Raw genomic sequence first — 14040 nt, 5'->3', positions numbered from 1 at the left:
CCCAGACGATTGTTCGGTCTTGTGATGGCTGCGGCAATCCGCAGCCGTTACGTAACGAAAACAGCAATTCAAACTACGGATCTGACCCAGGCCTCCCAATGGACCGACCGATCAAGAGCCTACCCGCTGCAGGAGAGATCCCATGGTTCGCGCCTGAGCCACCCATCCTGATTGCTGCGTGCTGAACAGCAACGGTATCAGGGGAACACACCAGCAAGTACGCGTCGTCGCCAATCGACCCATCGGCAATCATGCCGACATGCAGCATCGCCTCGCAGCTTCGATATATGCCGAAAGCCACGTCATTGCTGGCGTAATTGGCCGAGGATGTCGTGAATGGGACACGTTTGCGCGCAATACCAATTACGCAAATCATATATCGGATTACATTCCGTCGCCGATTCGCGCAGCCATTGCGTATAGCGGACCCATCGGTAATATTTTCTCATCGTTACGGCTATCTGGGGCTGCTTTACTAACGACGTGACCGAACCGAGCATTCAAGAGCGCCTTTTCCCAAACATGACTTGTTTTGGCTGTGGACCGGCCAATCCGAAGGGCTTCCACCTGCGGAGCTTCGGTGCCGAGGACGGAGTGGTGATCGCGTCCTTCACACCCTGGCCCGAGCACGACAATGGCGTCGGCTTTCTCAACGGTGGGGTCATCTCCACCGTGCTCGATTGCCACACCGCCTCGCTGGTCGTTCAGGCCGCGAGCGAGCGCGGGTGGGACCCGCCCCCGGGTGCGGCGCTCGCCTTCGTGACGGCCGGGCTCGACGTGCGTTTTCTCCGCCCGACCCCGCTCGGACCCAGCCTCGATCTCTGGGCAAAGGCCGAGTCGCTGAGCGAGACCGAGTGCATCGTTCTGGGCGAACTGCGCTACGACGGCAAGGTGCGCGCGACGGTCCGCGCAACGTGGAAGCGCTTTCGCGCGCGCTGACGGAGTTTGCGATGTCGCCCGAAAAAACGAAGGAATGGCTGGACCTCGTCACATCGGCGCTCTGTGCGAGAAAGTCGACGAACATCCTCGAGGAGATTGGCTGGAGCCGAAAGGTCGAGAAGGAGTTCTTCGATCACGAAGGCACGCGCCTTCCCGAGGTGACGTACGCGGTCGATCGCGACGCCCTCGAAGCAGAAAATGCCGAGCTTGCCCGGATCGAGGCGCGCCTCGAGGGCGACGACGTGATCCCGGTGTGGCTTCGGGCGGTGGTTCATTCGGTCATCGACAAGAATCGATTGCTGCTCGCGGCGGGCACCAAGGAGTTCGGCCGCATCTCGCTCGAGATTTACGGAGGCGCGCGCACGACGTTCTTCGGTCTTCCCGTGAAGAACGTGGACCTTGCCGAACACTTGCTCGAAAGGTTGCGCCTACACGGATGGGACGAGGCCGAAGAGCGCGCCGAGACACCGATGGATGCGCAAAGCTTTGCCGAGGAGCTGGCGCGGCGGATTGCCAAACATCGACCGGTCATCAAGTGCGATGTCCTACTGGACGACAAGTGCACGGCCAAAGCCATCGCGGGCATGACCAAGGTGCGCGTGCGCCCCGAGGCCACGTTCTATCGGTGGGAGGCGGACGGCCTATTCTGCCATGAGGTGGAGACACACGCCTACAGTGCCCACAACGGTGCGGCCCAGGTGCATGCACCGTTTCTCAAGAGCGGTGGTCCGCGTTCGACGCCAACCCAAGAAGGGCTCGCGGTGTTTGCGGAGTTGTACAATGGCAACTTGGCAACGCCGCGCCTCGAGCGCCTCGCCACGCGCGTGAAGCTCGTGGCCATGGCGGAGGATGGTGCCAGCTTTTTGGATTTGTACCGCTTCTTGGTGGACCGAGGGCACGGGACACGCGACGCATTTCTCGATGCCGCACGGGTGTTGCGCGGGGGCATTCCCGCGGGTGGTTCGTACTTCACCAAGGATGCGTGTTACCTCGCGGGGCTTCTCCACGTGTACGCGTTTTTGGCGGTGTTCGTTCGCGGCGGTTTTCGTGACGAGACGGAGCTTCTTTTCGCAGGGCGCATTGCCCTGGAGGACATTTCCGCGCTGGTGTCGCTGCGGGCGATGGGACTCATTTCGCGTCCGTTGCATCGCCCGCGATGGCTCGCGCGCTGGAATACGCTGCTGCCTTATTTCGCGTTCAATTCTTTCATGGAGGAAATCAAACTAACATCGGTCGAGGCGCACTACCGTGAGCTCATCGCCAAAGCCGAACGGGCGGTGCCTCCTGGCGGAAGGGTTTAGGGTTTAGGGTTTAGGGTTTAGGGAAGAAGAAGCATTTTTCTCCTCCCCAAACCCTAAACCCTAAACCCTAAGCAGAAGCGTTTGAAGAGATAATGAAACGGAGATGCGTATTGGGTGGCACCGCGGCGTCGTTCTGGTGATATCTTCATTCCACTTCCAATGACGCGACCTCTTCAAAAAATGGCGAACTACCCCCGGCTCGCGCAGCGAGGCGCGGAGGTGCGGGTTGCCGGCGCCCGCGCGGTCGCACCTGCAGCCAATGCTCCGCGCTGTGTCGCCTGTAGGCAGCCTTTCACCGGGCGTCTCTTCGACCCGGAGGTGCAATTGTTGATCGAGGGCTGGCGCCGCTGTGGCCCTGCGTGGCTCTGTCGCGACTGTTCGTGATCGCGTTCCTGATCGTGATCGCGCCGTGACCGTCCGTCAGGCGCGCATCGGATAGGTGGCCTGCATCGCCGTATGCCATTTGGCCACGTGCGCGGGGCCAATGCGCAGTGCTTCCCGATCGGGGGCGAGGACCAGCCCACGGCGCTCGTAAAACGCTTTGACGATCAGTGATTCGAACGACATCTGCGCGACGCGCTCGTTCGGATCGAAGAGCATCGCGCCACCGAAGCTAGGCCAAAAGGCATAGGCCGACGTGCCACCCGGATAACGTAGCGCGCGACCGATGGAAACGATTCGCGTGCGCTTGGCCCGCTCGAGAAGATCGAGCGTGGGCTGGCCCGCGGCGGCCGCAGCTTCGTGCACGAACGCAGCTGCCTCTTCGTAGCGCTCCGCCCCAGGGTAGCTACCGTGCGCGAGCAGCATGACGCCTTCGCGGGCGATGGGTTGTCCGCCCGGGGAAGAGCCCATGTTCAAGACGAGCCACGCATCGTGAATCACGAGAGCCAGCACGGCGGCTTCGCGCGCCGAGCAAACGATGTGGGGCACGCGCTGGCCCGCCCAGCGCACCATCGCAGCTTCATCGATGAAGATGGGAACCGCCGCCTCGCTCTGCGGACCGGGAACGGTCATGACCCCGTTGTCGAACGGAAGATAAAGCGGTGTGCGAAGGAGCAGTTCGTAAAAGGCGTCGGCCGCCTCCTGGTGAAAGGCACCCTGCACGCGCGCGAGCGCTATGCGAAGTGCCGTCGTGCACTTGGCGTTGTCCGGTGAAGGTAAGGTGTCCACGTTGGCGTACAAAAGCAAAGGGTACGCCATGGCGTGTCGACGTCCGAATCACCTGAAATCAAGGCGATAGCTCGCCCGAGGTGTTCCGCGCTGTACCAAATGGCGCCGGGTGTACCGCGCTCCTTTGGTACAGCGAACCCGTTTACTGATTGTCGACGCGCGCTTCGATGACGTCCTGGATGTTCTGCGGCACATCCGAAAGGAAGTTCAAGTTCGTCGCATTTTCGATGCTGCGGGCCGAAACGCGGAACGATTTCCAATCGGCGCCCATATCGATCTCGCTGTCGTCATTGGGCATGACCACGGCAATGATGCGCGTGCTCGTGGTGACGTCGGCCGCGCCATCGCCCACGTGATCGAGGACGGCGACCACCTTGAAGGTGCTATCCGGCACGACCACGCCGGAGCCGATGGTCTTCGAGCCGGAGGTGACGATGCCGCCCGCGACGATGAAGAGCTCCTTGCCGGAGTTGGCCAGGCTGCGGCTGTACGACTCGAGCTTTTCCCAGGGGCCGCGGTTGTTGTTCGCGGCCTGGGGCACCATGTTCGAGAGGAAGAAGGTGAGGCCGTTGGCGGTCGTCGTCTTGGTGCGATCGCCCGAGGGGCAGATATGGCCGCGGTCGTAGCCGCTTCCGCTGTAGTCCGCGAGCGACGCTTGTGCCATCCCGGAGGGGAGGGTGTCGTCGGGGCGGTAATTGTTCGAGCGGTCGACGCTTCCGAGGTAGCTCGTGTTGAGCTCCCAGCTCACCCAATTGGGGATCTTGCGGCTGCTGTTGTACGCGTGAACGTACTCGGATTTGACGGCGAGGTAGTCGTTCGGATTGTTCGTCGACGCATTCGACGGGATACCCAACGTGGTGTGCACGCTGAGGCTCGCGCCACTGCCGCCCGATCCGCCGTCTCCGCCGCCCGAATCCGTCCCGCCGTCGCTGCCGCCACCACCACCCGAGTAATCGGCGATGGACACGTCGTCGACGTCGATGCGATTGGTCCCGCCGTCGAGCTTGCGCACTTGCAGGCGCACGCTGCCCGATTGGTTCACCGCAAAGGTGGCGGTGGACAAGGCGTTGGGGGACGTGGTGATGGCCGAACCGACCTGCGTCCAGGTGGAGCCCTGATTGCGCGAATAGAAGAGGCCCCAGGAGCCGTTCGCATCCGAGCCGTAGGTGGCGCTGCGGATGGTGACCGTGCCTGCATTCGCCCGGTCGAAGCCCATGGTGACCTTGCCGGCGTTGCGAATGCGCGTGGCCTGGGAGCCATTTTTCACGTCGCCGGCGAGCGTGCCGACCAAGGCATCGTCCAAGTTCCACGTGCCCGATGCGAACGTGACGTTCGCTGCGGCATATGCCGTCTTGGTGCCCGACTCGAAATCTTCCACTGTCGTGGTCTGAGGCGCGAGCTTGTCGCCCGTGACCGTTTCGTCATAAGAATCAGCCGCGCCGGCGCATGCCGGGAGGCCGGCCATGGTGCTGGCGGCGAGAAGTACGAGGATCCAAAGGCGATTTCGTCGCATGGGCGCTCCAGTGAAACCCAAACTCGCCGATGCGATCCGTAATGTCAATTTGATTGAGCCTTACAAGGGGCACAATTCACGTTGTGCTCACACGAATGTCACTATTTGTGTAATTCGCTCTCCGTCGATTAATCCGGTCACGAGGATTTCAACCCGTGGCGCGCCATCTTGTTGAGAAGACCCTGCCGCGAGAGCCCCAGCCGCGCGGCGGCATGGCTTCGATTGCCGTTCGATCGCGCCAGGGCTTGCACGATTTCGCGTCGCTCGAGTGCGGCGACTTTTTCCTCGAGCGGGGCCGATTCATCGGGGCTTTCGGGCGCGGACGTCGATGCTTCGGTCGTGTTTCGCAGCGACGGCGAGAGGTCGGCCTCGAGGATTTCGTCGCGTCCCGCGGCCATGACGAGCGCGCGTTGCATTTCATGGCGCAGCTCACGCAGGTTGCCGGGCCAATCGTAGGCCTCCATTCGTCGGAGTGCTTCCGGCGAAAGCCGTGCCATGGCGGCATGCGGCACGAGGGCGCGTGCCTGGTTGATGAAATGTTGCGCAAGCAACGCTAGGTCGCCCGCGCGATCGGCGAGGCGTGGCAATGCGATTTCGATGCCGCGCACCCGCCAATAGAGATCATCGCGAAATGTTTTCCCGGCAACCATCGTCTCGAGCGGGCGGTGGGTGGCCGAAAGCAGCCGCACGTCCACGGTGAGCGGGCGCGCGGCACCGACCGGGAGGACTTCGCCGCTCTCCAGGGCGCGGAGCAGCTTCACTTGCAGACCGAGCTCCAAATCGCCGATTTCGTCCAAGAACAGCGTACCCCCATCGGCCTCGGCGAAAAGGCCGCGCGCGTCGGCGACCGCGCCCGTGAAGGCGCCGCGCTTGTGCCCGAAGAGCGTGGACTCGAGCAGCGCGGGCGCGAGTGCGCCGCAATTGATGGCGACGAACGGCTTTTTTGCGCGGGGGCTGCGGGCGTGGAGGTAGCGCGCGAAGACCTCTTTGCCGGTGCCGGATTCGCCGGTGAGGAGGACCGGGACGTGCGCCGGGGCTGCCCGCTCGGCGAGGGTGCGGGCCTCGACGAATGCCGGGGATGCGCCGAGAAGCCCGATTTGCTCGCGTGCGGTGGTGGCCAGCGAGGTTTCGAGTTCGGTCACCCGATCCTCGAGCTCGAGGCGGGCCGCGGCGCGCTCGCAGACGGCGAGGAGCACGTCGGGATCCACCGGCTTGGCAAGAAAGTCGTACGCGCCGCGGCGCACCAAGGAGAGCGCGAACGAGCTATCGCCCGAGCCCGAAACGACGACGATCTTGGTGGCGGGGCGCTCGGACAGGATGCGCTCCATGAGCGCGGCGCCGGCCTCGGGCTGGCCCGAAGGGGGCAGCATCAAGTCGAGCACGACCATACGCGATGCTTCGCGCGTGAATGCGGCGAGGGCTTGCTCCGCGGTGCCGGCTGACGTGACGGTGAAGCCTTCGCCTTGGAGCAACTCCGTGTAGACTGCACGAAATGCGGCGTCGTCGTCGACCAGGAGAATGCCTTCTTTGCGCCGGCTGGTCATGGCCCGGAGCATACTGCGTTTACCGCGGACCGGACGGCCAGGTGACGACGAAGCTCGCGCCACCCTCGGGCGGGCGCTGGTGAACGAGGGTGCCCCCGTGGCGTTCGACCCAACGCGCAGCGATGGCCAAGCCGAGGCCCGTGCCGGGATGTCGCTCATCGCGCCCGCGACCCGTGACGAAAGGCTGAAAGAGGCGATCTTCCAGCGCCGGAGGGACACCGGGCCCGTTGTCGCGGACGACGATGCGAACGCCATCGGGCGCGCGTTCGAGAATCACGGTGACCGTGCCGCCATCGGAGACCGCGATGGCCGCGTTTTGGACGAGCGCCGTCACCACGTCCATGAACGCATGGCGGTCCGCTTCGAGCGACACCGCGGCGTCATCATCGTTGCTGAGTACGTCGATTCGGGGAGGCGCCTCGGGAAAGCCCTGGCGCACTTGGGAGATGGCCAGGCGCAGCGCGGCACGTGCATCGAAGTCGCGCACGTCGAGCGGGCGCGGCTTTCCATAGCGCAGGAGGTCGTCGAGAAAGCGTTTGGCGCGATCGACCTGCGCCCGCACACTGGCCACGAGGGCCGGCGACGCTCCGCCACGCTCGAGCAGCTTGGCCTGCGCCGCGATGACCCCGAGCGGGTTGCGGATCTCGTGGGCCACGGCGCTGGCGAGTCGCCCGATCTCGGCGAGTCGCTCGGCATGCTCCGCACGCGTTTCGCTCGTTTCCACCTGCTCCGCGAGCTCGGGCACGTTGATGGGGCGGTGGAACAATCTTCGTCCCACGGCCTCGACGAGCAAATTTCGAAGAGGCTCGAGGGGTAGTGCGGCGAAGAAGACGATGAATACGAGCCAAAGAACCGAATGGCCCTGCGCGGGAAGGAGGTGCGGCAGGGCGAGGTAGAAGGCGGTGAGCCCGAGGGCGGACAACGCCGCGGTGACGAGGGCGTAGACCGCACCTTGAACGACGAGCTCGCGGGCGCGGCCGTGTTCACCGCGAAGAACGGCATAGGCGGCCAAGGCCACGGAGACGAGAAGCAGCGGCGCGGCCGCGCCGACGTCGCCTAGAGAGAGGACGCGAAGTCCGATGACGCCGCCCCCGCCGAGTGCACCTGTGGCGCACCCGATGGCCATCGCGATGGGCCGGGCGCGGGGGGCCGAGGCTTTGGCCGCGAGGTGCGCGAGCCAGGCAAGGTTCATCGCGGTTCCGGCCACGCAGAGCACGGCGAGCGGAAAAAAGAGGACCCCGGGGCCATGCGCGCCCGGTCCATAGAGAAGGCGTGGCCAGATGGCGCCGAGGAGGGCGACGGCGATGCCGTAGCCGTAAGCGGCGGCGAGGATGCGCGGAGCACGGATGCCGGCGACGTCGGCGCCCGCGTGGAGGTACGCGCCGGCGAGGAACATCCCGAAGGGGAGCACGCGTTCGGCGACCATTTCCGTGTCGGGCGTTTTCAAGAGAATGAGTCCGCTGACCCAAAATGCGAGCGACAGGCAAAGCGCCACGAGACCGCGCCCCGTGCTGCGTCCGAGGCGCAGGGCCACGAGCCCCACCGCGAGGGCGATGGCCCAAAGCGGGTAAAGCGCGATGGCGGCAAACGGAGTCATGCGCTCTCCGGAAAATGACGGGCGGCAAGCCGCCGAAAGCTCCGCTCCGTCTCCCGCTGGAAGAATGGCCGAAAGACGAACCGATCGACGAGTCGCCCGAAGAGCCCCCAGCGCACGTCATAGGTGTACGCGGTGGAAAACTCGAGGAGCCCGCCCGGGCGCGGCCGATAAAGCCAGAGGCCCACGCCGCGCCGGATGAGGGAACGGACGTCGTCGGAGCCGAATTCGAAGGTCGATTGCTTGATGGGCCGATGCAGCTTGTAACGCCCCCACCCGCGGATGGTGATACCGCATATCGTCTTTTCGTAAACCATGTACGTTCCGGTGCGAATGGTATCCGAAAGCATGATGATGCGACTAAAACGATGATCCCAATTGGGATGCTCCACATGGTCCTGGGTGATGTCCCAGACGGCTTGTGCGGAGGCGCGCAGTCTCACCGAGACATGAATGGGGCGTGGTTTGGGTAGGCTGGCCTCGAGGAGCGTGAGAAGCTCCACCACGGCCACGGTGAGCGAGCCCGCGGCCATGAGGCCAAGCACGACGCGCAGGGCCGCCGGGGCATGCGGCTCGAGGACAGCGGCCGTGGGCAAGGTGCGCCAGGCGGCGGAGGCGGTGAAGACAGCGTGGAGCACGACCCCGGCAAGGACGCTGAGAAAAATGTGTGCAGCGTATTCGCCGTCCGGGAGGCCACCTTGGGGGCGGCGCGACGCCGGCTCGATGGCGACGTCGAATGCCGCGACGGCGACGTCCAGGACGAAAAGAGCGACGAGCGCGAAGTAGTACGCGCCGCCGAGTCGCACATTGGGAACGATGCCGAATTGCGCGGCGTACACGAAGCCGCGCACCACGTGCACCCATGCTTCGAGACGGGATTCGGGGCGTTTGCCGAGTTGCGCTTTGTACGTGTGGAAATAAGCAATATCGAAGGCGCCAACGGCGCCCATGATCGCGAGAACGATGCATGCGGTGAGCATGCGGGGCGGATTTGCAGTGGGCGTGCCGGCGGTGAAACGCCGGAAGATTCACAGGGAGGCGGGGAGGCGGCTGATGATTGGTTCCATCGTCGCTAGCGCAGGGAATTTCTCGCGTCGCCGGCCGCTTTGCGAGGCATGCAGAGCGACGGCGATCGGGTTTGGGCGTGGGAAGAGTTTAGGCGGCTCGAAGTCGATGACGAGAGGCTAAGGCCACGGACAATGCGGATGGTCCGCCGCGCCATGGAGCGCGGCGGCGGCCGTATTTCCGAGGTTTTCTGCGATGCGGCGGAGCGCCAGGGAGCCTACGACCTACTGGAAGGTGCTCGGGTGTCCGGCGAAGCCCTCATGGCTTCGATGAGCGCTGCATGCGTCGAGCGCGGTGATGACGGCGAATTTGTGCTCATCCCCATCGATGGCAGCAACATTCGAGTCGTCGATCGCGACAAGCGCACCGACCTAGGTCTTGTAGGTACCTACACCAATAATGCACGTGGGCTCCAGGTTGTCAGTGCGCTCGCCGTTACAGAGCACGGTACACCGCTCGGGCTATGCGCGCAGACCTGGTGGACACGCTCAACGAAGAAGAAACCGCGTTCTCACTCGACATATCGTCCGGTTCACGAGCGTGAAAGTCGTTACACCGTATGGACGATCCAAGATGCCTTGCGCAGTTACTCGCAGAGCAAATGTAAGCCATGGATCGTCGTCGACCGTGGCGGTGACGCGACGGTCATCCTCGATGAGCTCGTCCGAAGCAGGGCAAGATTCACCGTGCGCTGCTCATGGAATCGGTGCGTCGGAAACCGGAATACCCAGGCAAAACTTCGAGGCGTTCTCGCCAATCAGCGGGTGCAGGCGCACTACACGGTGCATGTTCCACCTGGTCACAAACGGAAGGAGCGTCTCGCGCGCGTGGCAGTGCGACGAGCATCGGTCGAGCTCAATCTGAAGCACGACTGGCAGGCGAAACGTTCCAACCCGACGCTCAACGTTCTTTGGATCCACGAGAGCCGGCCTCCACACGGAGAAAAGCCACTCGATTGGATGCTTTACACGAACAGTCCCATCGAGACGGTGAACGATATGCTGCGCGTCGTGCACAGCTACACGATGCGCTGGCGCATCGAGGACTTTCACAAGACCTGGAAGTCCGGCCATTGCCGAGTGGAAGAAATACGGCTTCGCTCTGCGGCCGCGGTCAGGACTTGGGCTACGCTCCTCGCTGCCGTGGCTACTCGAATCGAACGCCTTAAACATCTCGCCCGTACAGAACCGGACCTTGCCGCCACCGTCGAGCTCTCCGACATCGAACTCGACGCGCTCAAGCTCCTCAAGCGCCAGCAGAAAAAAAAGACCGAGGTGGTAGGAGACGGAGTTCCGACCATCGCCGTCGCCGTGCGGTGGATCGCCGACCTTGGTGGCTACACAGGCAAATCCTCCGGAGGCCCGCCAGGTGCTACTACCATCGGCCGAGGACTCGAAGACCTTGCAGTTGCGGCCCGAGTCCTCTCAATGGTCCGCGAAAACCCGAAAGAATTCGGACTCGCGCGGATGAAGCGATGAATGGTCAGGGGGAGGCGGGGAGTTTTTTGGGTGTCCACGTCGCGGACGCACTGTCCACGTCGTGGACAGCAGGATTCTCGCGGAATGCGGGCTTTTTGGCGATGCCGCCGCGGCACGCCCGTCGCAATGACGGCGGTCATGAAGCCCATCGAACTTCGCGATATCGTTCTTCACGTCGTGCGCGTTGCGGCGGCCCTGCTCGTTCTCGGGAGCGCCTCGCGCTCGCTCGGGGTCGCGTTCCTCGCGTCGCTGGCGCTCTTCTTCGCCGCCTTTTCCCTCACGCACGATCTGGCGCACGGCGCGTTGGGCCTGCCCCGTCGTGTCAACGAGGTTGCCCTTTGCCTGGCGGGGCTGCTCATGCTCATCAGCGGACACGCGATGCGCATCATGCATTTGCGCCATCACGCCGGCCGGGCCGACGACATCGAGGGCGCGGGTGCGCACCTTACGGCATGGCGTGCCGTGTTCGTGGGCCCATGCAATGCGATCGCCCTGCGGCGTGCGGCCTTTCGCTTTGCACGCGGTCTGCCGCTTCGATGGCAAATCGGCGAGACGTCGCTCAATCTGGCCACGGTGGCTTTGGCCGTGAGCACGGGATCGCGGGTGCTTCTCGTCCACGTCGCGGTGGTGACCGTGCTCCAGTGCACCCTCAGCTTCTGGGGCGCCTACCTCCCGCACAACGTTCCCTCATGGCTCGTTTCCCTGGCACGTCCTTTCGCTTTTACGCGCTCACCGACGATTTTGAATCTGATTTGCCACGAGGCTCATCACGAGAATCCAAAGATTCCATGCCAGCAGCTCGCGCGCTAATTCGCAATGTGTTTGCGCCTCACATAAACGACCAAGGCGAATGCCAACGAGGCGGCGATGCCGGCGGAGATGGCGAGCATGTGCACGACGGGGACGTAGCCGCTTTGCTTGATGATGATGCCGGCGACCCATGGAGAGAGCGAAGCGCCGGTGAAGGTCATGAGCAGGAGGAAACCTTGTGCGGTGCCGCGCTCGTGGGCGGGGACGCTGTCGATGATCGTTCCATAGAGGTTCGGTTCTGCCCAGCCTCGGCCGAATTGGGTCAATCCGTAGCACGCGAGTGCGACGATCACGGCGTCGATGTGCACGATGGCGAAGGCCGCAGGCACCACACCGAAATACGCGAGGCCCACGAGCAAGGGGCGGGCGCCGCGCAGCCGGCCTGCGAGCGCATCGGAGACCGTGCCGCCGGCAAGTTGCCCGAACAAGGTGCAGGCGAAGAAGGCGCCCGTAAGGGCACCGGCACGCGATACCGAGATATGGCGCGCTTCCACCAAGTACAGCGGTAGAAACGTGTTGAGACCATTCATCGAATACATGGCTGCGCACGCGGCCAGCGCAATGAGAAGCACCGGCGGCGAGGTGACGATACGCCAATACGCACGCGGCTTTTGCTCCACCGTGGCGTGGTCCGCGGACTCGGATTGGGCCGGTGCGGTCGTGCCGCGGGCCGGCTCTCGGAAATAGCGCGCGAGCACGCCGGCCAGGACGATACCGGGAAGTACGGAGAGGAAAAACGGCATGCGCCAGCCGAATCGCTCGCCCAAAAAGCCGCCCATGGCATACCCGGCGGAGCCGCCCAACGTGGTGCAGACGCCGTGCAGTGCGATGGCCTTGCCGCGAAGGTTGGGGCCGAACAGATCCCCGATGAGCGAGACCGCCGTCGGAAAATAGCCGCCTTCGCCGAGACCCGTGAGCGCGCGCCAGACGAGCAGCGAGGCAAAGCCCGTGGCCGTCCCGCTCATCATGGTGACCACGCTCCAGCCCAGCAGCGCCATCAGCAGAATCGACTTGCGCGAAAACCTGTCCGACAGCGCGCCGATGAGCGGCGCCGATGCCGCGTACACGATGGTGAAGCCGGTGGTGAGCGCGCCAAGCTGTCCCGTGTCGATGTGAAACTCTTTCCCGATGAGGCCCTGCAGTGGGAACACCAGGTGCCGGTCCATGTAATTCAAGAAGGCAAGCGCCATGAGGATCCCCAGGGCGCCCCACCGATTCATCGCTTTCGTCTCTTTCATCGCCTTGGGCGTGCTCGGAGCGTGGACGGCAGCTTCCATGATGGTACCTCTAGACCATTCATCCCGAGAGGACGACATGGATCGATTGACCCTCAAGCACGCCGCCGAAGCGCTACTCCGTGCCAACGATCGAAACGGCTGCACCGTACCTGCGCCGGCGCTGTATCCGCATCAGTGGAATTGGGATAGTGCGTTTTGCGCCATCGGATGGGCCTACCTCGATCCTCGCCGGGCGGCGCGCGAGCTGGAGATGCTTTTGCGCGGCCAGTGGGAAAACGGGATGATTCCGCACATCCTCTTCAACCCGGAGGCCACGCATTACGAGCCGAATCCCAAGGTGTGGCAAATCGATCAGGCCCCGGGGCGTCCCCAGGCCATCGCCACATCGTCCATCACGCAGCCCCCGGTCTTGGCCACCGCCGCGCGTTTCGTGCTGGAGCGCTCGGGCGGCGATCGCACGGTGGAGGAGATCCTGCGGCGTGTCGTTCCGGCCGCGGATGCATGGCATGCGTGGTTTCTGCGCGAGCGCGATCCGCTGCAGCAGGGACTCCCAGCCATCGTGCACCCGTGGGAGAGCGGGCTGGATAATGCGCCGCGCTGGGATGCCGCGCTCAAGCGTATCGATCCCGGTGAGGTCACGTACAAGCGCAAAGACAACGCCGTGGTGAGCTCGGAGCAACGGCCGACGCGCTTCGACTACGATCGGTACTTCTTCCTGGTCGCGGAGCGCGCGAAGCTATCGTTTGCTCCGCCAACGCCGTCGAGCGTGAGCTTTCTCGTGCAGGACGTGGCCATGGCATCGATCCTTTGCCGCGCCGAGGAGGACTTGCACGCTCTCGCGCGCGCCCTCGGGATCGAGGTGCCGCATGCACTGGAGCGGCGCGCGAAGCTGGCGGCGGGCATTGCCAGCCTCTACGATGCGGAGCGCGCGTACTATCACGATTACGATCTCGTGGGAGGTGCGCCCATCGAGGTCGAGCACGCATCGGGTTTCCTTCCGCTCTTTGCCGGCGTCGTTCCGCTCGACGTGGTGCCGCGTCTGCTGGCGCACCTTCGAGACCCCAACCAATTCGGGACAGCGTGGCCCGTTCCGAGCGCCCCGGTGGATGATCCTCATTTCGATCCTCGCCGGTATTGGCGTGGCCCGAGTTGGGTCAACGTCAATTGGATGATCATCGAGGGCCTTCGACGTGCCTCGTGGCGCGATGACGCGGCGAGACTGACCGACCGCACAATCGAGCTCGTGTCCCGTTCCGGATTTCGCGAGTACTTCGAGCCCAATACCGGTGAGGGCCTCGGCGCGGAGAACTTCTCTTGGACGGCGGCATTGGTGCTCGATCTTCTGGCCAAGTCCTGACAGCATTCCGAGCCGAAATCAAAGGAGGCAT

11 protein-coding genes are annotated in these 14040 nt (G+C 64.0%); 5 read left to right on the top strand and 6 right to left on the bottom strand.

Annotated elements, in window-relative coordinates; translation table 11 throughout:
* Nucleotides 1–483 precede the first annotated feature (483 nt).
* Nucleotides 484–939 (top strand): PaaI family thioesterase, encoded by a 456-nt coding sequence (locus tag LZC95_30350; protein WXA90743.1) that lies wholly within the window; start codon nucleotides 484–486, stop codon nucleotides 937–939.
* Nucleotides 940–950: 11 nt separating this feature from the next.
* Nucleotides 951–2240, top strand: coding sequence for a flavohemoglobin expression-modulating QEGLA motif protein (locus LZC95_30345; protein WXA90742.1), 1290 nt, complete (start codon nucleotides 951–953; stop codon nucleotides 2238–2240).
* A 420-nt stretch (nucleotides 2241–2660) separates the two neighbouring features.
* Here LZC95_30345 and LZC95_30340 read toward each other — a convergent pair whose 3' ends face one another.
* From LZC95_30340 to LZC95_30320, 5 genes are all read right to left on the bottom strand, one after another.
* Nucleotides 2661–3440, bottom strand: coding sequence for an SseB family protein (locus LZC95_30340; GenBank protein ID WXA90741.1), 780 nt, complete (start codon nucleotides 3438–3440; stop codon nucleotides 2661–2663).
* Between the two features lie 112 nt (nucleotides 3441–3552).
* The gene (locus LZC95_30335) at nucleotides 3553–4923 is read right to left on the bottom strand and encodes a DNA/RNA non-specific endonuclease (protein ID WXA90740.1); all 1371 of its coding nucleotides are present in this window, start codon (nucleotides 4921–4923) and stop codon (nucleotides 3553–3555) included.
* 137 nt (nucleotides 4924–5060) lie between these two features.
* Entirely contained in the window at nucleotides 5061–6467 is a 1407-nt protein-coding gene (locus tag LZC95_30330; protein ID WXA90739.1) for a sigma-54 dependent transcriptional regulator, read from the bottom strand.
* Nucleotides 6468–6486: 19 nt separating this feature from the next.
* Entirely contained in the window at nucleotides 6487–8064 is a 1578-nt protein-coding gene (locus LZC95_30325; protein WXA90738.1) for a HAMP domain-containing histidine kinase, read from the bottom strand.
* Nucleotides 8061–9041: an SRPBCC family protein gene (locus LZC95_30320; protein WXA90737.1), complete on the bottom strand. Its 981-nt coding sequence runs from the start codon at nucleotides 9039–9041 to the stop codon at nucleotides 8061–8063. Before LZC95_30320 ends, LZC95_30325 begins: the two co-directional genes overlap by 4 nt.
* A gap of 219 nt (nucleotides 9042–9260) precedes the next feature.
* Here LZC95_30320 and LZC95_30315 point away from each other — a divergent pair, with 219 nt between their 5' ends.
* Together LZC95_30315 and LZC95_30310 are read left to right on the top strand one after the other, a co-directional pair.
* Entirely contained in the window at nucleotides 9261–10604 is a 1344-nt protein-coding gene (locus LZC95_30315; protein WXA90736.1) for an IS4 family transposase, read from the top strand.
* Between the two features lie 138 nt (nucleotides 10605–10742).
* Entirely contained in the window at nucleotides 10743–11414 is a 672-nt protein-coding gene (locus tag LZC95_30310; protein ID WXA90735.1) for a fatty acid desaturase, read from the top strand.
* On the opposite strand, the gene LZC95_30305 is transcribed toward LZC95_30310, so the two are convergent.
* Nucleotides 11411–12691 carry an MFS transporter gene (locus tag LZC95_30305; protein ID WXA90734.1) on the bottom strand — a complete coding sequence of 427 codons (1281 nt, stop codon included), beginning with the start codon at nucleotides 12689–12691 and terminating at the stop codon, nucleotides 11411–11413. The two genes, LZC95_30310 and LZC95_30305, sit on opposite strands and share 4 nt — an antisense overlap.
* 37 nt (nucleotides 12692–12728) lie before the next feature.
* Here LZC95_30305 and LZC95_30300 point away from each other — a divergent pair, with 37 nt between their 5' ends.
* Complete coding sequence (locus LZC95_30300) at nucleotides 12729–14009, top strand: hypothetical protein (GenBank protein ID WXA90733.1); 1281 nt, start codon at nucleotides 12729–12731, stop codon at nucleotides 14007–14009.
* Nucleotides 14010–14040: the final 31 nt, after the last annotated feature.

Source organism: Sorangiineae bacterium MSr12523 (assembly GCA_037157775.1).
In the GTDB taxonomy this organism is placed as follows: Bacteria; Myxococcota_A; Polyangia; order Polyangiales; family Polyangiaceae; genus Pendulispora; species Pendulispora brunnea.
Note: the sequence above shows the minus strand (reverse complement) of the source record. Positions and strands in the feature narration are given on the sequence as shown.